We start from the raw sequence: 22515 nt of genomic DNA, 5'->3' as shown, positions 1-22515 counted from the left end.
TTGCAACGCCTTTGCGTTATATTCTCGAACGAATCGAGATGTCAGCCGTCCGTAACAACCTCCGCTTACGGAGCTTGACGCGAAGGCTTACGGATGCTAAGTAAGGGATCAATCTTTCTGTGGGGCTGCACCGTTCTTTAATATAAAACAAAGAAGGAAATTTTTTGGTGGGAATAGGAGTAATGATCGTTGAAGATTAGGAATGTATTTACTGTATGGTTTGTGCTGGCACATGGAAGAAATATTAATTTGTGACAAATACGCTACAGTTCAAAAACAACTTTCATTGTGTTTTGTTTTTTCTTATTTGATGCGGCAGCAATAGCTTCCCGATAATGTTCCAATGGGAAGTAATGGGTGATTAGTGGTGCAAGGTTGACTTTGTTTTGTTCCATTAAATCCACAGCAATCTGTAACGTTCTCTTTTTCTTGCCTTTATATACATCCATGCCATAAGCGAAGCTTCCTTTGATCTCTAATTCATTCAGCCAGATCATCGTCATATCGAGATTGTCGACGACACTGGCTAACCCTAATAAAACAACTTTTCCACCTTTTCCAGCAAAGCGAAGAGCATCGTCTAAACTTTTTTTATTCCCGACACATTCATAGACAATATCCGCTCCACCATGAACAATCGGTTCACCGAAAACAGGGTGTAATACATTAGCCTGAAAAGATTCAGCTACTTCAGAAACATAATCCTGTCGCCTTGAAAGAAAGAATACTTGATCAGCTCCAAACTCTTTTGCTAACTTCGCTTGGAATGAATATTTAACTAAGACGACTATTTTGCAGGAAATATCTAAAGCTCTAATGGCTGCAATAACACAAATACCAATCACACCAGAACCTATGACAAAAACCGTATCGGATGGCTGCGGCGGATTTTGTAAGACGGTATGTAAAGCACAGCTGAACGGTTCAACAAGCACGCCATTTGCGTCATCTACATTTTCCGGAAGTTTGATGACTTGACTTTGGTGCGCAACAACATAATTTCCCCAGCTTCCGCCTGTGTTCTTACACGTGCCAGTAAGCAATCCTGGTGAAATAGATCCACTATTCATGTGGTTGCAAAGGTTGTAGTTGCCTTGACTACATTCCCTGCATGGGGGAGTGATGCCCCTTGCTTCACAAGACAGGATAGGATCAATGACTACCCGCTCACCAACGGAGACATGTTCCACTTCTTTTCCTGTCTTTGAGATGGTTCCTGCCATTTCATGTCCAATCGTGAAGGGAAAGGAGATAAACGGAGAGGTGGCGGGACTATCTTTTAAAGAGATTAAGTTTAAATCACTACCACAAATACCTCCATATTTCACTTTAAGTTCTATCCACTCATCCGTAGGAAGTTCTGGTGTTTTTACATCTCTTAGTTGAAGGCAATTAAAGGGCCCATTAACGTAAAGCGATGGATTCAATTTTCCCATCGCTTTACTAAAGGTGTATTTAGGAATATTTAAGTCAAATTGTATAGCTTTCATATGACCACCTATTCAAAGAAAGTTCCATTCAAATAATGCTATGCCTGCATAGGTACTTGAGGAATAATTTTTCCATCAATTCGCTCAAAAATATCGTCAAGATCTGTTCCTGTGATGGTGAGTCCGTGATTTTTCAATCCAATAACGGTACGAGAAGGATTTTCCGATTCGCTTACTAACCGAGCAACAGATTCTGCCAGTTCAACCGTTCCGCATGGATAATTACATTCTGTTGCTTCAATTCCATCCATCCACGCGTGGATGTGTACGATAGCTCCTACTTCTGGATGCTCCCGGTAGATCATCCAATGCTCAATCGCATCAACAGAAGCACGCTTTGGCGTAACGCTAGGCGGAATACTAACATTCATGGCATTCTTCTCTTCATCGTATCCTGAAATGTAGAGGAAATCTTTTCCTACTTTTCTCATCTTTGATTTATCTATCCCACTTGCACTCATCCAAAAATTATTTTCATTTTTACGTGCACTTAAGTTTCCATAACTTAATCCGCCGATACCATATAATTTTTTCAAATGACGAATATCCCGTTGTGATAAAACCTCATCAAGTGGAAAAGGAGCCGGCAGCAGATTCATTCCATCTAATTTTTTCCCTGATGCTCCTAATGACTGCGTAATATCATCTCCGCTCCATAAGGTTTCGGGTAAATCCTCAAAAAAATCATTATCAATAACAAGCTGAGAGGAAGCAAGAGGTTCTAATCGTTCAAAAATTTGTTGAAAAATCTGTTTGTCTTTTTTTACAGGATCAAACGTAAGACTGTAGTTTCCTTGTTCCGGAGTTAAAAAATATAGTTTGATTTCCTCTTTTCCATGGACAATATACATAAGGTGATTTGCCAGACTTCGTATTAAATAAGGATAAGCTTCTTTATGGATATCTTGAGGTGGTGTGTTCGTCTCTACAATGGAAACGACAAATGTCCCTTGAGCTTTTCTGCGGAAAGGACGGGGGGAATTGGGATCTAAGAGATGAAACACCAGTTTTGATTCATCTCTCGGAGTGGACAAGTATGTATATCCTTGTTCTGTAAATGTTTCCCGCACTCCTTCCAACAGCCATTTTAAAGGTTGGTTTGTTACGGATTGTCCTGTAAATGTAAATGTATTCATTTTCGCAATGCCTCCATTCTTACTTACATTAAAAAATGATTAGAATATGAGATGTTTTTCATGTCTAGGAATAATATCATCTGAAAAAACGAAAATTATGCATGTACATTTCATTTAAGGTAGTGGGAGGAGAGGCAGGCAGTGTTGTACAAAGTACTTACATTCGTTGCTAAGATCATTATTCCAATACTATTGAATGTAAAATTTATTGGACGAGAAAATATAGCAGAAGATGAAGGACCATTCATTATTTCTTCCAACCATATCAGCTGCTATGACCCAATATTACTTAGTTTACTATTAGAAAGAAAAATGTACTTTTTAGCCAAAATGGAGTTGTGCGATCATTGGTTAACAAACGGCTTATTTAAGAAATTACCTGTTATACCGGTAGACCGGCAAAGTGGTATTGTCATTCGCCCCGTGAGAAAAACGTTAAGGTTATTAAAAGAAGGAGAAATCGTAGGGGTTTTCCCAGAAGGAACAAGAGTACCGAATGGTGAAAAAGTAATGCCGAAAAAAGGGGTGGCCTTTTTTGCAGTCAAGAGTGAAGTTCCTGTTTTACCAGTAGCCATTACTCTCTGTGAGGATAAATATTGGTTTAGACGAAAGGCTGTCATTAATATTGGATCTCCTATTGAGGTATCATCTTTTGAAACAAATGATTATAAGGAATTGGCACATGATATCATGCAACAATCAAGGGATCTTATCATACAACAACCCGAGGATGAATTTGGTTTCAGGAAAGAGTCAACGCAGCACAGTTAAAGGACCGCTAGAAATAAATGTATAGAGGAGTATAAAGAAAATGCATGGATTTATTATAAATAAAACCTCTGGAAACGGAAAAGGAAATCAAGTATGGAAGCGTGTTGAGAAAATTTTACAACAACGGCGCCAACCTTTCACTGCTCGTTTTACAGAGGGGCCTCAACATGCAACAAAGATAGTGGAAGACTTTATAAAGGAAAATGTAAAAACAATTATTGTAGTAGGGGGAGATGGGACTATCCATGAAGTTGCAAATAAGCTTGTATATCAGGATATCTCTCTGGGAATTATTCCTGCAGGATCAGGAAATGACTTCGCTCGCTGTATAGGTGTTCCGATGAATTATTTGAAGGCCTTAGAGCGAATTCTTACAAATGAGACAGAACAAGTGGATTTACTGCATCTTGGTGAGCGGTATTGTCTAACGGTGACAGGAATTGGTTTTGATGGGCAGATAGCCAAAAATGTGAGTGAAGCAGCATATAAAAAGTATCTTAACCATATTCGGTTGGGCGGGCTGTCCTATGTGGTAAGCATGCTGGAGACATTGAGAAAATACCAGCCAACGAATGTTCGGATCACCATGGATGGAAAAGAAATGATGTTTTTCGACGTTTGGCTTGTCGCTGTGGCAAATGCACCAAACTATGGAGGCGGGATTACGATTTGTCCAAATGCTTCTTATAACGATGGTCTCTTGAATCTTTGTATTGTACACGGAATGAAAAAGTGGGAACTGTTACGATTGTTTCCGAAAGCCTATAAAGGAAAACATACCACAGACGAAAATGTCACCTTCTTACAAGGAAAGGAAGTGTATGTGTCGTCTGGGACGCCTGTGCTTGTACACAGTGACGGAGAACAGATGAAGGAAAGACCTATTCACATAAAGATTGAAAAAGATGCTCTTCGTGTGGTGTAAGAGCATCTTTTTCATGAGGAAAACGACGTATTTTATTTTCGATGTTGGTGCATTTTTTCCTTTTCATCTTCAAATAGATTCTCATATTCGAAAATGAAAAATGAATAAAGGACATCCGTCAGAAATTCTTTCAGCTTTGTCATATTTTTCTTCATATATCTTTCTCCTCTTCTTTAGAGCGTTCCTTTGATTTTGAGTTCGGATGGTAACCATCTGTCAGGTTAAGAATCCATTTCTTTAAATCAACGATACGAAAAAAATCAGGTGTGGATGCTGTATTTGTAACTAACATCGGAATAAGAGAATCATTTTTATGAAAGCCTCCATGACTCGCTCCTCCTGCGTGAGTAGGGGTTATTTCTCCAGTAAATTCATAACCTGGTTTTACAGAGGTGACAACAAAACAGCCTTCATGCGAATGAAGGGTGCTGTGAAGCCTTTTCAGAGCATCAGGAAATTCACCGAATGTAATGGTATTGTCTTTTATGTGCAGGTCAAGTATCGAATGATCTCCGTCAATCATCCATGTTTGGCTGTATTCATCCGTCATTTCTCCGTTTTCTTTAAATTGAAAGCTTCCATTATGGTCTCCCGATGCAACATGAATCCATTCGTTCATTTTCCAAGCAATTATTTCCACCCGGGCATCTTCTTTTAATTTTTCAACGATATCCCCTAGTGGAACATCATTCGTATTTAAAGAATAAATCAAGCTTGACCTCAAGTTGTTAGCTATAACGATTTGATCCTCTTTTTGAACACCTTTTCTTAGCTTTGTGATTTTAAGCGGCTGCAGCAGCTTCCGTAAATCAACCAATGCTTCCTGACGGTTATTTTTCACGTCGGATTGCCCATTATCACCAATTAAAATCCAGATATTATTTTTTAGTGCATCTTCCCATGTCGGAAAAGAATCTAATATGGTTTGTAATTGTCGATCCATATCTTTGATTCCTTTGATATCCATAGGACCGTGCTTATGGACATTTTTATCATGGTCGGGGAGATAGAGAAAAGAAAAGGCAGGGAATTCTTTGTTCTTGACCAAATGGGTAAATTCTTGCACGGAAAAGTTATTATTGAACCCGTATTTATTCCAAACGTGACTATATTTTTGCAAAGGACTTATTTTTGATAATCGTCCATATGCAAACGTCAGAGATGTATACGTTTCAATCTGTTTATCCATGGAGACGAAGAAACGTATGAAACCAGGAATCGTTAAATGGTGGGGAACACTGCCCCTGTGAACAAGTGGGTTTATGGAAGCCGATTCCTTCCCTTGTTCGTGTAAGTTCTCATGGATGGTTTTTACCTTTGTATTTAAATGTTCATTATTTAAACGATAAAGTGCGTCATACGTACTCTTAGATAAGCCCAGTTTCATCAAATCCATAATATGAGTTCCATAATTAATAACTCTGTTTTCTTTTTGGTTATACCAAACAAGGGCAGGAACCCCATGTTGATCGGAATAGTGTCCGGTCAATAATGTACTTTCTACATTGACGGACATCGTGGGAAAAGGAGAAACAACGTTTGGATAATAATTTCCATGTTCCATAAAATAGGTAAAAGCAGGTAAGGTTTCTTCTTTTAAAGCATGTTGGAAAGGTTTATCCATCCATGTATCAAGCATTACCATAATGACACTCTTTTTGGCGGAGTTTGAAGTCACGTTTATCATCCTTTTTTGAGCGTATATCTTGTTAGTATGGAGAAATAAAAGGAGATTATGTAATAAAAATGGCTGAAGAGTTGATTTTATAAATACTGCGATTTTAGGTGATAGTAAAGAGGGTAAGTGACGAAGTATCTTGAAAGAGAGGAAAGAAGATGAACAATCAGCCATTGATATTTTCTGCATCCATTGGACATGGACACAATCAGGCTGCGAAAGCCCTGCAGCATGAATTTAATAATCAAGGCTTTTATCCTGAAATGGTTGATACTTTTCACGTAATTAGCCCAAATCTTCATCAATTTATGCTTAGCAGCTATATCCTATTGCTGAAACTAAGCCCTTTTCTCTGGAGAAAATTTTATTTTTACGCTGAGGAACACCGATTGTTTTTATTATTCGATCGTTTTGGTTCCTTTTTTGTTGAACGCTTATACTCCATAATCAATAAGCAGGATTGTCCGTTTATGATTTCAACCCATCCATTTGTCACTGCTTTTTTATCCAGAGTAAAACAGGTAAAGCAATTAGATATCCCTTTATATACGGTTATTACGGACTTCGTTTTACATCCTGCTTATATAAGACAGGAAATTGACGGCTATTTTACAGCTTCACCTCAGGTTGATGAATTTGCTAGTTTGTATAACATTCCTTCCCAGCTTTTTTATTCAACGGGGATTCCAATCTCGAACAATGATTGTTTACAAATATCAAAATGGAGAGCTCGTTATAATTTAGGACTTGATCAGGGAAAGAAGATATTATTAATAGCAGGAGGAGGGATTGGTTTAACAAATTACGTACATGTCATACAGGCATTAGAGCATTTACAGGAAGATATCCAGATTTTATGTATGGTAGGACATAATCAAAGCGCCAAACATAGAATAGTTCAACAGAAAAGCAAACACACAGTGAAGGTGATCGGGTTCACAGATCAATTTTTATTATATTTAAAAGCCAGCGATGGTATTGTCTCTAAAGCTGGGGGACTAACGATGGCGGAAGCTCTTGCTTGTGAAACACCTATCATTATTTTCCGTCCTGTTCCAGGCCATGAGGAAAAAAATGCAGAGTATCTAACAAAAGCAGGAGCCGCATTAAAAGTAAATCAATATGCTAAATTGTCTGGTGTACTAGAAAAAGTCTTGTATCGGAAAGCGTTTTATACAAAGCTGCAATACCAAGCACAAATGTTAAAAAAACCAAACGCAGCAAGTGAAATTGTGGAACAGATACTTAAGCTCTAATATAAAAAAAGAGTAGGAAGAAACTTCCTCTCTCTATATAAAAAGAACAGCAGATCAATGGGATGCTGCCTGTGACACCCTTCAAAAGGACTTAGTTAATGTTGATTTAAAACGGATGCCACCGGATATTTTGGGCTTCTTGATAACGCATGTTCACGTTATTCCAATCCACAACATTCCACCACGCGTCAATGTAGTCACCGCGATTATTGGTATACTGTAAATAATAGGCGTGTTCCCATACGTCTAAAACTAATAAAGGAATCACGTCCTGCTGGGAGAGATTTTGGTGTTTTTCTGCTTGCAGAATTTCTGTCCGCCAGGAACGAGGTGACCATACCATTATAGCCCACCCGACACTTTGAACCTTTTCCGCTGCATTGGCAAAATGCTTCTTAAATTTTTCAAAGCTGCCAAACGTACGATTGATTTCTTTTTCGATCTGTCCGTCTGGTTTTGTGCCTCCATAAGGACTCATATTATCCCAAAAAATGGTGTGAAGATAATGCCCGGCTCCATTAAATGCAGCTTCGCCTTCCCAATACCGGATTAAGGAAAAATCTCCTGTTTGTCTTGCTTTTTGCATTTCTTTTTCCGCTTTGTTTAGTCCCTCTACATAACCTTTATGATGCTCATCGTGGTGCAGACGCATAATTTGTTCACTAATATATGGCTCTAAGGCGTCGTAATCATAGGGAAGCGGGGGGAGAGTATGTTCACCAATCGGGACCGTTTGATTTTCCTTTCGGTCATTAAGTTGGGGTGCTGTATCAAATGATTTCCCTTCCAAAAAATGAGAAAATTGATCCTGAAGTTGAAGGGCTTTTGAATGAATAGAGGAAATATCTTCTGCGTTATTATCGAACCTTTCATTTTGAATCAGACGTTCATAAGATTTCTCCGCTGTAAGACGTAATTGATTGAATTGATCGGACCATTCTTTTAACGGCTTTGCTTCATCCAGGGTGATCTCAGGTCCTGTATGCAAAGAAGTAATATTCTCTTCACAATGACGACTCCAGTTAATCATTCGATCCAGCCACTCGAGTTCTGGTGATTGAGTGTTCATACACCAATATCCTCCTTTTTTAGTTTGGTACATTCTCACAATCACCATCATATGCTTTGTGAACAAATTCGATGACGCTGGTTGGTGTGATATCTTATAACAAACATGACCGGTTATCTACGATTTAATAAATGTTTAAATTTATGCATCTAACAGGTGCGGACAAAAATACAGGGGAATACATTAAAATCGCTGTGCGCTTATCTGACTGTATATAACTACCTGATGGTGGAACGTTTATAGGGATAGATGAAATATTCATTCATTAAAGTTTCTACAGCTTTTGTAAGATAAGAAGGGAAGATATTATACAAAATGAAGGTTATGACCTTTAACATTCACCACGGCAGAGGAACGGATAAACAAATAGATCTTAACAGAATAGCTAAAGTGATTGAAAAAAGTAATGCAGATATTATTGGCCTTAACGAAGTAGATAAACATTTTTCAAAACGAAGTCATTATAAAGATCAAATCAATGTTCTTGCAAAAAAATTAAACATGCATCAGGCGTTTGGACCGTCTGTCTCTTTAACATCCAAGGATTCAACGACTGTACGGCAATACGGAAATGCTCTCTTGTCCCGCTATCCGATTTTAACAGAAAAAATTCACCGATTTGATTTTATATCCGGCCTCATCGAGGGCAGGTCACTACTAGATACAACCATTCAAATGAACAAAAAGGTTGTTCAAGTGAATGTAACTCATCTTAGCCTTAACCCGTTTCTTCACCGCATGCAAACAAAATTTATTGTTAATCAGCTTAAAAAATGTTCTCATCCCTTAATAATAATGGGGGATTTTAATATGAAGCCAGGGTCAAAAGGATGGAGGAATGTAACTAGTGAGTGTCAAGACGTTTGGCACATGGCAGGCAGTGGAAAAGGATACACCTATCCATCACTTCGACCAAGGATCAGATTAGACTTCATCTTTGCCACTTCCGGTTTGGATATGATGGAAGCAGAAGTCGTAACAAATATACCTAAAGCATCGGACCACTTACCGTTAAAAGCCTATTTCCGTTTATAAACGGGTGTTTAACCATGTTATGACATTCTCCATGGCTTGATGTTTATGGTGGGCATGCCAGGGTCTGTGAAGCCCCTCTGTAAACATTACATGCTTTTTATCTTGAACTATAATGGAATTCAAAAAACGTTGAACGGAGCCTGGATGAATGATGGGGTCCAGCTGGTCGTAAAGACACAAAGTAGGAAAGCGGAATTTTGATGCTTCCGACAACGCATGTGTTCCATTGTGAAGTAGCTCTGCTAACCAGCGGGGGGTATATTCGAATGTGAAAAAAGGATCTTGTACTAATGCAGGATTCTCCGGGAAATAGGGCTTCAGCTGACGAACTTTTCTCAGCATACCCGTCCATTTTAAAGGTTGAATGGATAACCCTGGCGACATCCAGGAAATAAAATCCAGCATTTTTTTAAATAAAAATGGTATATGAAAGCGGATCCCTAAGGCAGGAGAAGATAAAATAAATCCTTCCGCTTTATGGGGGTATATCTGCCCATATCGAATGACAATCAATCCGCCAAAACTGTGTCCAAATAAAAATAAGGGGACAGGCTCATATTGGGCATGAAACAATTCAATTATTGTATCCAAGTCATCTAAATAATCTTTAAAGTTATTCACATGCCCACGCGGCCCTTTAGATTGGCCGAAACCACGCAAATCAGGGGCAACTAAAGCAATTTCATGGTCCATACATGCCTCACCGATATTGGAATAACGACCCGAATGTTCTCCTGCACCATGAACTAAAATCAAAAGGGCTCGCGGTTTTTGAGGCACCCATCCACGATAAAACAGATTCACACCATCGGTCCCGCTGAAATGACCGTCGATATACATCTTACACACACCTCCACAAGTCTTTTTATAGATTAACCACTTTTTTTATCTTTACGCCTGTATTTTTTAAAGTGATCTTTATACATATCCTGTAAGTTATTGAAAAATAATAATTCTTATTCGAATATAAATATGGAGTTGGGATGCATGAGAATAGCCGTTGTCACTGAAACATTTTTACCACAAGTAGACGGAGTCGTTACTCGAGTTACCGCTACTGTTAGATGGCTTCATGAGCAGGGCCATGAATTGTTGATTATAGCTCCGGAGGGAGTAAATGAATTTGAGGGAATTCAAGTAAAAGGAATTCCTGCACGCTCATTTTTTCTTTATAAGAACAGAAAGGTAGCGTTGCCCAACCCAAAAGTCAAACGGCTGCTGAATGAATTTCAACCGGATATCGTCCATGTTGTGAATCCGGCACTTCTCGGCATGGCGGGTATTTATTACGGCAGAAGGTGGCCGCTTGTGGCGTCCTGGCACACTAACATCCCGCAATACGCAGATTATTACAAAGTACCTTACTTGAAGCCGGTGTTGTGGTGGATTTTAAAAACGCTTCATAACAGGGCGGATGTAAACTTATGTACATCAAAGTCCGTTCAGGATGAATTAACAGATCGCGGCTTTCGAAATGTACATTTATGGAAAAGAGGGGTAGATTTAAATAAATTCGGCTTGGAATATAGAGATGACAATCTGCGTCACCGTCTATCCGGAGGAGAAACAGATAAAACGCTCTTATTATATGTTGGGCGCCTGGCGGCAGAGAAAGAAATTGAAAAAATCCGTGACGTTCTAGAGAACTCCAATCATTTCCGGTTGGCTGTTGTTGGTGATGGGCCGAATCGGGCAAAGCTTGAATCCTATTTTAAAAACACACCCACTGTTTTCACCGGGTTTTTGCATGGGGAAGAGCTTGCAAAGGCTTATGCTTCTTCTGATGTTTTTGTATTTCCCTCAAGAACCGAAACACTCGGTCTTGTCATACTGGAAGCAATGGCTTCAGGCCTTCCAATCATCACAGCTAATTCAGGCCCCACGGCAGAACAAGTGTCTAACGGGGAAACCGGTTTGTTGTATGATCCAAACATAGAAGGTGACTTAAAAAATACCGTATTAAAACTTCTTGATGCCTCAATGAGGAAAAATATGGGAAATCAAGCACGCGAAACCTCACGAGCTTTTGGTTGGTCTGCACCAAGCAAACAGCTATTGAGTTTGTTTAATGAATTAAAAGGTTTAAGCAAAGAAGAAGAGATGTTACTGCCACGAAATTCTGTTCATTAATCCTAGTGAAGATGTTATTGCAGAAGACATTATTATTTTTTTCAAATTATAAAAGAGCAGGAGAAAACCCTGCTCTTTGTTGTTGTTCTAGTCCGCCGTAAACACATAAGAAAGAAAGAGCTAATGACCGGACAAATGTCCTAAATGTGTGTATAAATACATAATTATGAAACTTTAGTTCAATATAGAAAATGCAGTCAAAATTTTATGGAGGGATAATCATGACAGTAGCAAGTGACCTGAAAACAACAGTAGCCAATTTAAAGAGTGCTCAAGCCAGCTTTGAATCGTTTGCCTTAGCAACAGAAAATGAACAAGCGAAACAACTATACCAAAATGCTTCTCAACAGACTCAACAACTGGTAGACAGTGTATCTCCACGCATTCAAGAAATTGAAGCGGAAGAACCGCAGTATAAAGAGTGAGAAGGAAAATCGCAGGTAAAACGTAAAAAAGGTTGGTTTTCCAACCTTTTTTCTAATAAGAATGACAAAAATGAAAAGAGTGTTAGGAATGAAAACAATAAACATTTTACTTATCATTTTCCTTTTCATTGGACTAGGATCAGGATGTGCTGAAAATCCGAATAATGCTATGAAGGATAACGGGATAACAAAGGTACAAAATGTATCGATGGATCAATCTCTATCTAATAAAGCGAAGGAAAAAGTCACAGAAATGGAAGATATTACAGAGGCGAAAGCTGTTAATGCCGATAAAGAACTTGTACTTGCCGTAAAAATTAAACAGCTTAGACGATTTCAGATAAAAAGTATTGAAAAAAAAGTCAAAACAAATCTAAAGAAATGGTTTCCTAACGAGAAAATTGAAGCATCTACCGATCTAAAGATTTTTTTAGAATTAGGAGAATTAGAGGATAAATTACAGGAAAATGATACCAATCCAAAAAAATTAAAAAAAGAGCTCCAGAAGATTAAAAATCTCATGAAAGAAAAAACATAACGAAAGGGGGGTCGGGCCATGGCTAACAAGAAAAAAAAGAATTTAACACCTGTCCAGCAAGAATATCAAACATTTGAAAAGAATCGGGAGACGCAAAGACCTCTAATCAAAAATTGCATCAGAGCTTTCCTTACCGGAGGCATCATTTGTTTTATTGGCCAGGGCATTCAAACCCTTTATATTTATAACTTCAATTTCACAGAAGAAACCGCAGGCAATCCGACAATTGCAACGATGATATTTATTTCTTTACTGCTGACAGGATTCGGTGTGTATGATCGTATTTCTCAATTTGGTGGAGCTGGTTCTGCGGTTCCAGTTACGGGATTTGGAAATGCTGTCATTTCAGCTGCCATTGAGCATCGCTCGGAAGGATTTGTTTTAGGCGTAGGCCCAAACATGTTTAAGTTAGCAGGTTCGGTTATCTTATTTGGAACATTTTCCGCATTCGTTATAGCGACAATAAAAACGATACTTATACAATGGGGGGGACTTTAATGTCGTTAACAGGACACCGAACTTGGATTTTTGACAATAAACCTAAAATTATCTCATCTGGTACAACAGGGGGTCCTTTTGAAGCAAAGGGAATGTTAGCAGAAGATTTTGACTTCCTGCATTCTGATTTATGGTTGAAAGAAGATTCTTATGAAAAAGCTCATAAGGTCTTATTAGAAGAAGCGTGTGAAAGAGCGATAGAAAAAGCTGGTCTTCAAAAGGGGCACATTCAATTTTTTTTGGCAGGTGACCTTATCAATCAAATCACACCAACGAGCTTTGCTGCCGAAACCCTTGGCGCCCCCTATTTCGGATTATTCGGCGCATGTTCCACATCGATGGAAGGACTGGCACTTTCCGCATACATTGTAAATACAAAAGGGGCCAATTATATATTAACGGGAGCTTCAAGCCACAATACTGCCGTGGAAAAACAGTTTAGATTTCCTACGGAATATGGAGAACAAAAACCGCCGACATCCCAGTGGACCGTAACAGGTGCCGGGGTCGGACTAATAAGTGACAAGGGGGAGGGACCTGCAGTCACTTCTGCGACGATTGGCCGCATTGTAAATATGGGCATGACCGATCCATACAATATGGGGGGAGCAATGGCACCCGCTGCTGTAGATACGATTGAAACCCATTTAAAGGAGAGAGACATCGATTCTTCCTATTATGATTTAATTGTAACAGGCGATCTTGGCCATATTGGGCGAGAAGTATCCCTTGATTTATTTACGAAACATGATATTTCCATCCCTGAAGAAATCTACCAGGATTGTGGGCTCATGATTTACCGGGAAGGACAACCAGTATTGGCTGGAGCCAGTGGAACGGCCTGTTCGGCCGTTGTTACGTACGGCCATTTGTTAAATCGGATAAAAGCAGGTGAATTAAAAAGGATTCTTGTTGTTGCTACTGGTTCCCTTCATTCGCCTCTTACTGTTCAACAAAATGAAACGATCCCCTGCATTGCCCATGCGGTTTCGATTGAATTTGGAGGTGATCAATCATGATTACATTCTTTTGGGCTTTTGTCGTTGGAGGACTCTTTTGTGTGATAGGTCAAATTATGTTCGATGTGTTTAAGCTGTCACCCGCTCATACATTAAGCAGCTTTGTGGTTGCTGGTGCCATTCTTGATGGATTTGGTTTGTATGAACCCCTTATTTCATTTGCAGGGGCCGGGGCTTCCATCCCCATCTCAAGTTTTGGGAACTCTCTAGTTCATGGTGCTATGGTTGAAGGCGAGAAGCACGGCTTAGTGGGCGTAGTAACTGGAATGTTCGAAGTGACAAGCTCAGGGATATCTGCTGCTATTATTTTTGGAATGATAGGGGCGTTAATTTTTAAACCTAAAGGATAAAGGGGAATGCTTAATGACGGTCGCGTCTGATGTGAAGCAATGTCTTTCTAGTATAAAAAATGTCGAGGGAAGTTTATCTAGTTTAGAACAGCGCACAGAGGATGAGGAAGATAAACAAACCATACGAGATACAATAAATACCATGGAGGAAATCATTCAAGATCTGAAAGAAAGGGTTGGTAAGCTGGAGCTTGAAGAAGATCAATACAAAGGATTTTAGGCAGTCTCAAACACCTATCAAAAGAAGGGGGTTAAACAGTGCCAGATTGGTTAGATATTGTCTTCCGGTCGTTAATATTTTTAGTGGTCCTTTTTATAATTACAAAGTTAGCAGGAAAAAAACAACTTTACCAACTCTCCTTTTTTGAATACGTTAGTGGCTTTACAATTGGTAGTGTAGCATCAGAGGTGATAATGAATCTTGATCTCAGCATTCATCACGGGATTTTAGGTATTTTTATTTTTGGAATAACCCCGTTTTTAGCGGGTTTTATTTCAATGAAAAGCAAAAAAGTCCGAGATGTCGTCGAAGGGAAAGGGACCGTTTTCATAAAAAACGGAAAAGTGATGGAAGAAAATTTAAAGAGTGAAAAATATAGCACCGATGAATTGATGGAATTGCTTCGATCAAAAGATATCTTTCAGATTTCTGATGTGGAATTTGCCATTTTAGAACCAAATGGTGAATTAAATGTTTTATTAAAGAAAGAAAATCAACCGTTAACAGCAAAAGATTTAGGTGTTAAGGTTCCCTCCTACAAGGAACCCCAAACCGTAATCATGGATGGTGAGATTTTAGATGAACCATTATCGACGATTGGCCAAAATCGGAACTGGTTAAAAACGGAATTAGAAAAATTAGGCGTAACGATCGAAAACGTCTTTCTTGGTCAGGTCGATTCTTTTGGTCAATTAACCGTTGATCTTTTCGATGATAAACTGAAAGTTGCAGAACCTGTAGAAAAACCATTAATACTTGCAACCATGAAAAAATGCCAGGCAGATTTAGAACTTTTTGCCCTCGCAACAGAGATAGATGAAGCAAAACAGATGTATAGCAAAAATAGCGAAAAACTGGAAAAAGCTATAAAAAACATAACTCCTCTGTTAAGAAGTTAGGAAAGCTGAATCTTATAAAGAGGAGTTCTTCCTTCATTTCGATTATGGTATAAACGCCATCCTATTCAAACCGCATTATTGAACAGCCATATTTTTAACCTTTAAATAATAAAACAATTAAAACAACATAAGGGGATAGAAGTGGAAGAAATCCCCGAGATTCAGGAACTAACCAATAACATTAGTCTGACTTTTCTGTAAAAAACCAGCGAGTTAGTGTTAGATGTCGACACTCTATAATATGTTTCTCAATTATCTCTTCGATGACAAACAAATAGTTGCAGCACCTGTAGAAAAACCTTTGGTCCTCGCCTCGCCAGTATGAAAAAAAGTCAAGCCGATTTAGAACTATTCACTTGCCACAGATGCAGAAGATACAAAACAGATGTATGGGAAAAATAGTAAAAAACTAGAAAAATCCATAAACCTTTATTACGGAGGAGGGTGCAGCAAGAGCCATCTCTGTCATTTCAATTCCATCATATCATCAAACTTCCTATCATATATTAAATACATTTAGGACAAGTTTTATTTTCGACCGAAGAGGAGGCAGATAAGTGTCTTTCCTATATGAGTTTGGATGGAGTTTGTTTATTCTTTCAGAGGGCTTAACGTGGGGAATTGTTCTATTATTTATAGTCAGCCGCTACTTCTTTCATTTAGACCGTCTTAGTCAGTGGTTCTTATTTCTTATCATTTTATTCACTGTGTTCCAGGCTTTTTTAGCTGGTGTCAACTATTACATCACAGGAAAAGTTTCTTTTTTTCAAGTGGTCATTATTCTTTTTATTATCTATGCCGGTACACTTGGGAGTTCAAACTTTGAGCGTTTGGATATATATATACAACAATGGATTAATAACTATCTCAAATCAGATAAAAGCGATCGGATTCCAGTTATTCCTGCTATTGACTTTAAACAAGAAAACCTAATATTTGGTATCCATTCTATCGCTTTTTTTGGCATACTTTTGTTTTGGTATGCCATCGATTCCCACCCCTTATTTGCTATTAGTATATGGCTTCAACATCCACATCTAGGGCTGTTCAACAACTCGATTTTCAACGTCATCAGTTATGTATGGTGTATTACATACATCTTCGAATTATTTTTTTACATATTAAATGCACTGATTTGGTGGATGAGACAAAACCGGCATATTTAAAATATTAAAATAAAGGTACAAATAGACCAATCCCGAATAACGGCGCCATGCAAAGATGGATTCATTTAAAAAAAAGTAGATCGTGTCTTTTGGCTGGAAACTGCATTGTTCTTTACGAAAAGAAGCTGCTTTCAAATGAAAGCAGCTTCTCCATAATAAGAGTCGTTCTTCAGTAAGCAATCATTCGTCTTCGTTCAAAGATTGCTTCATGTTTTCGATATTTTCTCTGCGGTGCTCATTTTTTTCACTAATATTTTGTTTTTCCTCTTCATTCAACGCATCTCCGTGTTCTTTCGCAAATTCTTCTGTCGCGTGCAGATTCTCTTCTGTCTCGTTTATGTTTGTTTCCACTGTTTCTTTTCTTCCGGCAGAACGTTCTGATTCAGCCATTTGTTTTTCCCTCCTTTATCTTTACTCGTAGTATGTGAAAAAAACAGCGCAGCTATGTACAATGTAAAAGGAAAAGAAAGTAGTCGTACAAGCTTCTATTCATGAATACACTCTAAAATAAACACATGTGATAAGTAGGAGATGCTCCAATGAGTGTATTCTTTAGTTACATTTTATTAGGAATAACGCTGGCCGCCCCTATTGGTCCGGTGAATGCAGCTCAATTAGACAAAGGGATTAAAAATGGCTTCTGGCATGCCTGGCTCGTCGGAGTGGGGGCTATGGTCGCAGACGGATTGTACATGCTTCTCGTTTATCTGGGTGTTGTTCATTTTTTAGAAGTACCTCTGGTTAGAACATTTCTCTGGCTATTTGGATTTTTTATTTTGGTCTATATCGGGGTGGAAAGCTTAAAAGGGAGGAGCGGGGCGCTGACGGTCACGGCCCGGCGCAGCAGTCCACCCCTTATCCATTCCTTTGGCTCCGGTTTCTTTATGTGTTTGTGCAACCCATTATCGATTGTTTTTTGGCTGGGGATTTACGGATCCATTGTAGCAAAAACCTCGGCTCATCAAAGCATAGAACAACTCTGGCTGTACAGTGCTGCTATTTTTATTGGTGTATCTTTATGGGATGTCACGATGGCAGGAATGGCCAGCGGGTTTCGACACTATTTATCAGAACGCATGCTGGTTTTCATTTCGACCGCTTCCGGTATATGCTTAATTTTGTTCGGCATTTATTTTGGATGGGAAGGAATGAAGGCCCTGATTGAATTTCGCAGCCATTAAAAAGGGGAGGAATGCCCGCGGGACCAAACCCTTTTCATGATCATCACCACGACGGCAAGAATGAGAAGGAACCCTACACTGACAAAAAAACCAGGCCGGCTTGATTTATCCAACAGCGTCCCGCTCACGGCGCAAAGGATGAGAGCAAGACCGCCAAATCGCTGGACATGGCTGAACCCTTTTATGGCAATCAAACGGTTTGCATACAGCAGAATGAAAAACCAATTATATAAAAGCATCAATCCTGCTGCTGTTGTCATGTATTCATAAATTTTTTCAGGTAGAAGCAGGGAAAAAACAATAGAAACAAGCATACCAGCCACAGTCAATCCAAGAGCTGGAAGATGCAGGTCGATGATATTCTGCCCCTTTTTTTGAAAGAGAGGAGGGGCATCGCCATCCTCTGCCAGGGTGACAAGCATGCTCGTTACTGCAAATAAGGAAGCAGCCATGGTGGAAAAGCCGGCTATGATTAACGCGCCGTTGAACACATCTGTAAAATACGGGACATTATAGTGATCCAGTGCGGTAACGAATGGACTTTCATCGGCATGAAACGCATCGGATGACGTCAGTAGAAGAGCCATTCCGAGGGAGATGATGTAAATCGAGGTAATGACAGTCAGCATGATTTTTCCAGATTTAGAAGCTTCTTTTTTATCTTTCAGCCGAACCGCCATCATACTCATAATTTCAATTCCTCCAAAGGCGTAAAAGGAATAAACCAGAGAGGCCCAGAGACCTTTTCCGCCATGCGGAATAAATTGCTGTACGGTATGAGGAAAGAAAAGCGGGTCCTGGCTGCTGTGAAACGAGCCGAACATAACAATCGCAGCCACAATAATAAACATGAGAATAGCTGCAATTTTTACCACGCCAAAGATATTTTCAATCCGATCAAACCCTTTGGCTCCCGTAAGGACGACTAGGATGCCAAGCAGGGCGTATCCGGCGGCGAACATCCATAATGGAACAGTGGGGAACCAGTACCTTGAAAAGATAGAAAGAGCCGTCATCTGGCTTCCCATGATCAGCATTTCTGCTCCCCAATATACCCATCCCGAGCTGAATCCCGCCCAGCGCCCGTAAGCTTTTCTAGCATATGTATGAAAAGCCCCTTTTTGTGGATCCTTACTCATAAATGCTGCCAAAAAATGATATACCGAATACGTCCCAAAACTAGCCAGCAAAAAGCTGACAAGTACAGCCTGTCCTGCCATCGATATAGCCAGACTTGCACCAAGGAAAAAACCTGTCCCAATGGTACAGCCCACTCCAAGCAGGGACAGCTGCCACCACGTCAGGCTGCTGTTTTCGGTTTGATTCCCGTGCTTCATTTACAAGTTTCCCCCTTATCCGCCCATTTGGTATTAGTGTTCATGTTTTGTCATCCTTTATTCGATTTCGTTTAAGATAAGAGAAGAAACGCTTTTCACCTTTTTTCATACATAAATATTTAAAATTGGGCTTAATCTAGTGGGAGAGCTGCTTGTTTCTTCTGTTCCGAAGCTGATATAAAAGGTGGTTGTATGTTTTCATTTATTGGATCCTTACTTTTTTTATTTTTCGTAGCCATTGTCGTTGTTCGATTTATGGGAAAAACAGCATTGGCTCAATTTACCCCGCATGATTTTACAGCGATCTTTTTTATTATTGCCATTGCCATGAACCCGATCGAAGTCGACAGTATCTGGAAAGCATTAACAGGAATTGTCTTAATCATTCTGCTGCACCTTTCCTTTTCAAGGTTAAGTTTGTACAACAGCCTGAATCGTTTGATTATCGGGGAACCTACGATACTAATTAAGCATGGGAAGCTGGACCGGGCGAATCTGAAAAAAAGCAGATTTTCTTTGGCGGAGTTGTTATCGAGTGTAAGAAGCCAGGGATACGCGGACATAAGCAATATCCAATACGCGATTCTTGAACCAAACGGAGCCATCAGCGTCCTGCCAAAAGAAGAAGCCATGCCTGTTACCTCAAAGATGATGGATCTCAAACCAGATTATCAGGGGTTTCCGATGGCTGTTATCATAGAGGGCGACATCCAGTATGAAAACTTAAGATTGATCCATAAAGACAAAACATGGCTGGAACACGCAGTGAAAGAAACTGGATTTTCCAATGTGCGCGATGTTTTTTATGCTTTTGTTAAAGATACCAATCATTCCTTGGTGGTGGATGATGGAAAAGGAACGATACGATCCCTTTAATTGGGTTCGTCATACATTTGTTTTGTAAGTAGAGAGCAGCTTATCTTTTGACATAGCGATATATTTTGGCTGGTTTTTTAATAAAGCGGAAATCGAGGGAGCCTGTGCTGATAACAGATGAATCAACATAAAAGGAACCATTTTTATCCATTTATAAAATGAATGGTGTATATCAAAGGTCTCAAACCCAAGACGGCCGCTCCCTTTGTTCATCGTCGTAATCCCAATTATTCCTTTAATCTGTTCTCTTTTGTCATGGTTTTGTATATAGTCGGCAAGAAGCGGAAGCGATTGCTGCACCTCCTTGTATATATAACGGGCTTTATGAATATCATTTTTCAAACCACCCGTGTCATGAATGAATTGAATATTGTACAAATGAATTTTTAACACAAGATCCTGCTTATCGATGGTTGTTTGATCAGAGAATGTGAGAGGGGTACCTTTATAAGAAGTGAGCCTGATTCTGAAAATACTGCGGGTGTTTTGATGAGAAGGATGATAAATGTAATCTAAGCGGGTAAATCGGAAATATAAAGGATCCAAAACGGTCCAAAGATAGATCAAAGCCTTTTTCATTATGTTCATTCCCTCAAGTTAGAATCAGTGAGATAAAAATACACGACATGTCTCTCTTAAATCGGCGAAAGAAAACCCAGTCAAAAAATAATATGAATCATATTTATATTGCAGGGAGAAAAAACGAAAGAAAAGCTGCTTTTTCCAACTTATTCTTAGGAAAGAGTGAACATGTCACATGGAGAGAGTTATCAAAAAAATCAACGGCACTTGGTACGAATGCCTAAGGGGGAAGAACGTGATGCCCAGCTACAGGGGGGAAGCCAGATCGCCACGATTTTGTGTTTTTCCTGGATATAACTGGTGCGGCCCGGGATGCAGTGGACCAGGTGCTCCCATCAATTCCGTAGATGCAGCATGCAAAGCTCATGATGAATGTTATCAAAGGACCGGAAACTATTGTGCTTGTGACCAGTCGTTCATGGAACAACTCAGGGCTCTTCAACATCCCTATACTCCCGAAGGACGCCATGCCCGTTTGTTACTCGATTATATGAAAATACAAACATTTTTTACTTGTTTTTAAGATGGACATATTTATCTGTCCGTATAGCTGCCAGAATACCTCTATGGTGCTCTTGAACGCCGGAACCCTCACGGCTCAATAACTGAGCTTTCAATCGTTTAGTTAAAATGCGTGTACAATTCAGCCGTGATATCATAAGAATAGAAATAAGAGACGGATGGCGGTCCGTCTCCCGTACAACACTTGGGTGGGTATCCCTTCCCAAATTAATGTTGAGTAGAAGATAACCCACTTCGCCTGGCTGGCGGTGGGTTATTTTTGTTTATCAAACTTTGGCGTACAGATTTTTCTTGCTGAACTACCAGGGCAGAATAGTCAACAGAGTATTGTGAGTTCCATACTAAAATAGCAATCTAAAAGTAATTCCAATTCCATATTGATGCTAAAATTTATGAAAGGAGGGAATGCAATGAATACACATAAGGTAATTATAGCAGGATGGTTTACAGTTGACCCAAATAAGCGTGATGAAGTTGTAAAAGCACACGAGGACCTTGTGAAACGTGCACGGCAAGCTTCTGGATGTCTTGACCTGGCAATAACGGCTGACCCGGTCGATCCATCTCGGGTCAACAATTTTGAATATTGGCAGTCAGAAGAGGATTTAGAATCGTTTCGTGCTGTAGCAAATCCCCCAAAACAGATTGCTCCAATCCTAAATGTTGAGATGCAGAAGCATGAAATCAGTAAATCTGGACCGCCATTCTAAGTGACTTAAGAAACGGCCGCTATGAATAAATCTATCCATGAAGAGCTTGTATTATAATGAATTGAAATAAAGTGGCAGTTCACGTGTAACAGCAAACCTTAAATGATAGGAAATGGCTATTACTTCAAGCGGACAGTCATTCTTTCTTCTTGATTTTGAAGAGACTGCTGAACAGAAACCAGATATACAAAAAACCTTTTTAGACGTAATTCAAATAAGTGAATTACGTCTTTATTTTTTCTGCCGGCTAATAAGGTAGTAGTGACCGTGATAACGGTATTTAAAATATTTTCATTGACGTATACAGTCCAACTTTATATACTATAACTATACATTCAAACTATATATTTTAACTTTATAAATTTTGGAGGAAATAATGAATCGAGATAACCATTTACCATTAACAGAAACCACGTACTACGTTCTTTTATCATTATTAGAACCTGCGCATGGGTACGTGATCATGCAGAAGGTTGAGGAATTAAGTGACCAGCAGGTAAAGATAGCTGCCGGCACCCTGTATGGAGCGATTGAAAATTTGTTAAAACAGGAATTGATTCAATCCGTGAATAGTGAGGATAAGCGCAGAAAAATTTATGTCATCACGGATAAAGGGAGAGAGGTATTGCGCTTAGACTGTGAAAGAATGCAGCATTTAATTCGCATCACACAAAGCTTATTAAACCAATAAATTTGGAGGGG

General features: G+C 39.3%; 27 protein-coding genes. 18 read left to right on the top strand and 9 right to left on the bottom strand.

What is annotated here, in order from left to right; translation table 11 throughout:
- Positions 1-263: 263 nt before the first annotated feature.
- Positions 264-1490 (bottom strand): zinc-dependent alcohol dehydrogenase, encoded by a 1227-nt coding sequence (locus G475_RS0107845; RefSeq protein ID WP_026700806.1) that lies wholly within the window; start codon positions 1488-1490, stop codon positions 264-266.
- Positions 1491-1528: 38 nt separating this feature from the next.
- On the bottom strand, positions 1529-2626 hold the full coding sequence (locus tag G475_RS0107840) for a class II aldolase/adducin family protein (RefSeq protein ID WP_026700805.1): 1098 nt from the start codon (positions 2624-2626) through the stop codon (positions 1529-1531).
- Positions 2627-2767: 141 nt separating this feature from the next.
- Here G475_RS0107840 and G475_RS24520 point away from each other — a divergent pair, with 141 nt between their 5' ends.
- Entirely contained in the window at positions 2768-3397 is a 630-nt protein-coding gene (locus G475_RS24520) for a lysophospholipid acyltransferase family protein (protein ID WP_051302306.1), read from the top strand.
- A gap of 40 nt (positions 3398-3437) precedes the next feature.
- Positions 3438-4322 carry a diacylglycerol/lipid kinase family protein gene (locus tag G475_RS0107830; RefSeq protein ID WP_026700804.1) on the top strand — a complete coding sequence of 295 codons (885 nt, stop codon included), beginning with the start codon at positions 3438-3440 and terminating at the stop codon, positions 4320-4322.
- Between the two features lie 32 nt (positions 4323-4354).
- Here G475_RS0107830 and G475_RS27900 read toward each other — a convergent pair whose 3' ends face one another.
- Positions 4355-4477, bottom strand: coding sequence for a hypothetical protein (locus G475_RS27900; RefSeq protein ID WP_267880102.1), 123 nt, complete (start codon positions 4475-4477; stop codon positions 4355-4357).
- Positions 4474-6174 (bottom strand): alkaline phosphatase family protein, encoded by a 1701-nt coding sequence (locus G475_RS24515; RefSeq protein WP_233275749.1) that lies wholly within the window; start codon positions 6172-6174, stop codon positions 4474-4476. The genes G475_RS27900 and G475_RS24515 overlap by 4 nt, the downstream gene beginning before the upstream one ends.
- Between G475_RS24515 and G475_RS0107815 the strand changes: the two genes are divergently transcribed.
- Positions 6159-7256, top strand: a complete 1098-nt coding sequence (locus G475_RS0107815) for an MGDG synthase family glycosyltransferase (protein WP_026700803.1) — start codon at positions 6159-6161, stop codon at positions 7254-7256. The genes G475_RS24515 and G475_RS0107815 overlap by 16 nt on opposite strands.
- A gap of 106 nt (positions 7257-7362) precedes the next feature.
- On the opposite strand, the gene G475_RS0107810 is transcribed toward G475_RS0107815, so the two are convergent.
- On the bottom strand, positions 7363-8325 hold the full coding sequence (locus G475_RS0107810) for a superoxide dismutase (protein ID WP_026700802.1): 963 nt from the start codon (positions 8323-8325) through the stop codon (positions 7363-7365).
- 315 nt (positions 8326-8640) lie between these two features.
- Here G475_RS0107810 and G475_RS0107805 point away from each other — a divergent pair, with 315 nt between their 5' ends.
- The gene (locus G475_RS0107805; RefSeq protein ID WP_051302302.1) at positions 8641-9360 is read left to right on the top strand and encodes an endonuclease/exonuclease/phosphatase family protein; all 720 of its coding nucleotides are present in this window, start codon (positions 8641-8643) and stop codon (positions 9358-9360) included.
- On the opposite strand, the gene G475_RS26300 is transcribed toward G475_RS0107805, so the two are convergent.
- Positions 9355-10200, bottom strand: a complete 846-nt coding sequence (locus tag G475_RS26300; protein ID WP_051302300.1) for an alpha/beta hydrolase — start codon at positions 10198-10200, stop codon at positions 9355-9357. The genes G475_RS0107805 and G475_RS26300 overlap by 6 nt on opposite strands.
- A 99-nt stretch (positions 10201-10299) precedes the next feature.
- Between G475_RS26300 and G475_RS0107795 the strand changes: the two genes are divergently transcribed.
- The 9 genes from G475_RS0107795 to G475_RS0107755 all read left to right on the top strand — a co-directional run bounded on the left by G475_RS0107795 (position 10300) and on the right by G475_RS0107755 (position 16605).
- The gene (locus G475_RS0107795; protein WP_233275748.1) at positions 10300-11490 is read left to right on the top strand and encodes a glycosyltransferase family 4 protein; all 1191 of its coding nucleotides are present in this window, start codon (positions 10300-10302) and stop codon (positions 11488-11490) included.
- Between the two features lie 221 nt (positions 11491-11711).
- A complete protein-coding gene (locus tag G475_RS0107790) occupies positions 11712-11915 on the top strand; it encodes a DUF1657 domain-containing protein (RefSeq protein ID WP_026700799.1) in 204 nt (67 codons plus the stop codon).
- Positions 11916-12003: 88 nt separating this feature from the next.
- Complete coding sequence (locus G475_RS0107785) at positions 12004-12453, top strand: YhcN/YlaJ family sporulation lipoprotein (RefSeq protein ID WP_026700798.1); 450 nt, start codon at positions 12004-12006, stop codon at positions 12451-12453.
- Positions 12454-12471: 18 nt separating this feature from the next.
- Entirely contained in the window at positions 12472-12951 is a 480-nt protein-coding gene (gene spoVAC, locus G475_RS0107780) for a stage V sporulation protein AC (RefSeq protein ID WP_026700797.1), read from the top strand.
- On the top strand, positions 12951-13970 hold the full coding sequence (spoVAD, locus tag G475_RS0107775; RefSeq protein ID WP_035710551.1) for a stage V sporulation protein AD: 1020 nt from the start codon (positions 12951-12953) through the stop codon (positions 13968-13970). Before spoVAC ends, spoVAD begins: the two co-directional genes overlap by 1 nt.
- A complete protein-coding gene (gene spoVAE, locus G475_RS0107770) occupies positions 13970-14320 on the top strand; it encodes a stage V sporulation protein AE (RefSeq protein WP_026700795.1) in 351 nt (116 codons plus the stop codon). The genes spoVAD and spoVAE overlap by 1 nt, the downstream gene beginning before the upstream one ends.
- 13 nt (positions 14321-14333) lie before the next feature.
- Positions 14334-14540, top strand: coding sequence for a DUF1657 domain-containing protein (locus G475_RS0107765; protein ID WP_026700794.1), 207 nt, complete (start codon positions 14334-14336; stop codon positions 14538-14540).
- A 38-nt stretch (positions 14541-14578) separates the two neighbouring features.
- The gene (locus G475_RS0107760; protein ID WP_026700793.1) at positions 14579-15439 is read left to right on the top strand and encodes a DUF421 domain-containing protein; all 861 of its coding nucleotides are present in this window, start codon (positions 14579-14581) and stop codon (positions 15437-15439) included.
- Between the two features lie 557 nt (positions 15440-15996).
- The gene (locus tag G475_RS0107755) at positions 15997-16605 is read left to right on the top strand and encodes a hypothetical protein (RefSeq protein ID WP_026700792.1); all 609 of its coding nucleotides are present in this window, start codon (positions 15997-15999) and stop codon (positions 16603-16605) included.
- Positions 16606-16785: 180 nt separating this feature from the next.
- On the opposite strand, the gene G475_RS0107750 is transcribed toward G475_RS0107755, so the two are convergent.
- Positions 16786-16995 carry a hypothetical protein gene (locus G475_RS0107750; protein WP_026700791.1) on the bottom strand — a complete coding sequence of 70 codons (210 nt, stop codon included), beginning with the start codon at positions 16993-16995 and terminating at the stop codon, positions 16786-16788.
- Between the two features lie 149 nt (positions 16996-17144).
- Between G475_RS0107750 and G475_RS0107745 the strand changes: the two genes are divergently transcribed.
- Positions 17145-17786: a LysE family transporter gene (locus tag G475_RS0107745; protein ID WP_026700790.1), complete on the top strand. Its 642-nt coding sequence runs from the start codon at positions 17145-17147 to the stop codon at positions 17784-17786.
- Here G475_RS0107745 and G475_RS0107740 read toward each other — a convergent pair.
- Complete coding sequence (locus G475_RS0107740; RefSeq protein ID WP_026700789.1) at positions 17783-19123, bottom strand: amino acid permease; 1341 nt, start codon at positions 19121-19123, stop codon at positions 17783-17785. The two genes, G475_RS0107745 and G475_RS0107740, sit on opposite strands and share 4 nt — an antisense overlap.
- Before the next feature lie 192 nt (positions 19124-19315).
- Here G475_RS0107740 and G475_RS0107735 point away from each other — a divergent pair, with 192 nt between their 5' ends.
- The gene (locus G475_RS0107735) at positions 19316-19999 is read left to right on the top strand and encodes a DUF421 domain-containing protein (RefSeq protein ID WP_026700788.1); all 684 of its coding nucleotides are present in this window, start codon (positions 19316-19318) and stop codon (positions 19997-19999) included.
- A gap of 9 nt (positions 20000-20008) precedes the next feature.
- Here G475_RS0107735 and G475_RS0107730 read toward each other — a convergent pair whose 3' ends face one another.
- On the bottom strand, positions 20009-20578 hold the full coding sequence (locus tag G475_RS0107730; RefSeq protein ID WP_026700787.1) for a YkoP family protein: 570 nt from the start codon (positions 20576-20578) through the stop codon (positions 20009-20011).
- Between the two features lie 178 nt (positions 20579-20756).
- Between G475_RS0107730 and G475_RS26750 the strand changes: the two genes are divergently transcribed.
- From G475_RS26750 to G475_RS0107720, 3 genes are all read left to right on the top strand, one after another.
- Positions 20757-21104 (top strand): phospholipase, encoded by a 348-nt coding sequence (locus G475_RS26750; protein ID WP_324603208.1) that lies wholly within the window; start codon positions 20757-20759, stop codon positions 21102-21104.
- A 409-nt stretch (positions 21105-21513) separates the two neighbouring features.
- The gene (locus G475_RS0107725) at positions 21514-21813 is read left to right on the top strand and encodes a putative quinol monooxygenase (protein WP_035710546.1); all 300 of its coding nucleotides are present in this window, start codon (positions 21514-21516) and stop codon (positions 21811-21813) included.
- Between the two features lie 376 nt (positions 21814-22189).
- Entirely contained in the window at positions 22190-22504 is a 315-nt protein-coding gene (locus G475_RS0107720; RefSeq protein WP_026700785.1) for a PadR family transcriptional regulator, read from the top strand.
- Positions 22505-22515: the final 11 nt, after the last annotated feature.

It is taken from the genome of Salibacterium aidingense DSM 18341, assembly GCF_000429685.1.
Classification (GTDB): Bacteria; Bacillota; Bacilli; order Bacillales; family Marinococcaceae; genus Salibacterium; species Salibacterium aidingense.
Note: the sequence above shows the minus strand (reverse complement) of the source record. Positions and strands in the feature narration are given on the sequence as shown.

What these genes read in the sequence shown, in the direction of transcription:
- G475_RS0107845 (WP_026700806.1), bottom strand. Translation starts at nt 1,490, where the DNA reads ATGAAAGCTATACAATTTGACTTAAATATTCCTAAATACACCTTTAGT.
- G475_RS0107840 (WP_026700805.1), bottom strand. Translation starts at nt 2,626, where the DNA reads ATGAATACATTTACATTTACAGGACAATCCGTAACAAACCAACCTTTA.
- G475_RS0107830 (WP_026700804.1), top strand. Translation starts at nt 3,438, where the DNA reads ATGCATGGATTTATTATAAATAAAACCTCTGGAAACGGAAAAGGAAAT.
- G475_RS27900 (WP_267880102.1), bottom strand. Translation starts at nt 4,477, where the DNA reads ATGAAGAAAAATATGACAAAGCTGAAAGAATTTCTGACGGATGTCCTT.
- G475_RS0107815 (WP_026700803.1), top strand. Translation starts at nt 6,159, where the DNA reads ATGAACAATCAGCCATTGATATTTTCTGCATCCATTGGACATGGACAC.
- G475_RS24515 (WP_233275749.1), bottom strand. Translation starts at nt 6,174, where the DNA reads ATGGCTGATTGTTCATCTTCTTTCCTCTCTTTCAAGATACTTCGTCAC.
- G475_RS0107810 (WP_026700802.1), bottom strand. Translation starts at nt 8,325, where the DNA reads ATGAACACTCAATCACCAGAACTCGAGTGGCTGGATCGAATGATTAAC.
- G475_RS0107805 (WP_051302302.1), top strand. Translation starts at nt 8,641, where the DNA reads ATGAAGGTTATGACCTTTAACATTCACCACGGCAGAGGAACGGATAAA.
- G475_RS26300 (WP_051302300.1), bottom strand. Translation starts at nt 10,200, where the DNA reads ATGTATATCGACGGTCATTTCAGCGGGACCGATGGTGTGAATCTGTTT.
- G475_RS0107790 (WP_026700799.1), top strand. Translation starts at nt 11,712, where the DNA reads ATGACAGTAGCAAGTGACCTGAAAACAACAGTAGCCAATTTAAAGAGT.
- G475_RS0107785 (WP_026700798.1), top strand. Translation starts at nt 12,004, where the DNA reads ATGAAAACAATAAACATTTTACTTATCATTTTCCTTTTCATTGGACTA.
- spoVAC (WP_026700797.1), top strand. Translation starts at nt 12,472, where the DNA reads ATGGCTAACAAGAAAAAAAAGAATTTAACACCTGTCCAGCAAGAATAT.
- spoVAD (WP_035710551.1), top strand. Translation starts at nt 12,951, where the DNA reads ATGTCGTTAACAGGACACCGAACTTGGATTTTTGACAATAAACCTAAA.
- G475_RS0107765 (WP_026700794.1), top strand. Translation starts at nt 14,334, where the DNA reads ATGACGGTCGCGTCTGATGTGAAGCAATGTCTTTCTAGTATAAAAAAT.
- G475_RS0107750 (WP_026700791.1), bottom strand. Translation starts at nt 16,995, where the DNA reads ATGGCTGAATCAGAACGTTCTGCCGGAAGAAAAGAAACAGTGGAAACA.
- G475_RS0107745 (WP_026700790.1), top strand. Translation starts at nt 17,145, where the DNA reads ATGAGTGTATTCTTTAGTTACATTTTATTAGGAATAACGCTGGCCGCC.
- G475_RS0107740 (WP_026700789.1), bottom strand. Translation starts at nt 19,123, where the DNA reads ATGAAGCACGGGAATCAAACCGAAAACAGCAGCCTGACGTGGTGGCAG.
- G475_RS0107735 (WP_026700788.1), top strand. Translation starts at nt 19,316, where the DNA reads ATGTTTTCATTTATTGGATCCTTACTTTTTTTATTTTTCGTAGCCATT.
- G475_RS0107730 (WP_026700787.1), bottom strand. Translation starts at nt 20,578, where the DNA reads ATGAAAAAGGCTTTGATCTATCTTTGGACCGTTTTGGATCCTTTATAT.
- G475_RS26750 (WP_324603208.1), top strand. Translation starts at nt 20,757, where the DNA reads ATGGAGAGAGTTATCAAAAAAATCAACGGCACTTGGTACGAATGCCTA.
- G475_RS0107725 (WP_035710546.1), top strand. Translation starts at nt 21,514, where the DNA reads ATGAATACACATAAGGTAATTATAGCAGGATGGTTTACAGTTGACCCA.
- G475_RS0107720 (WP_026700785.1), top strand. Translation starts at nt 22,190, where the DNA reads ATGAATCGAGATAACCATTTACCATTAACAGAAACCACGTACTACGTT.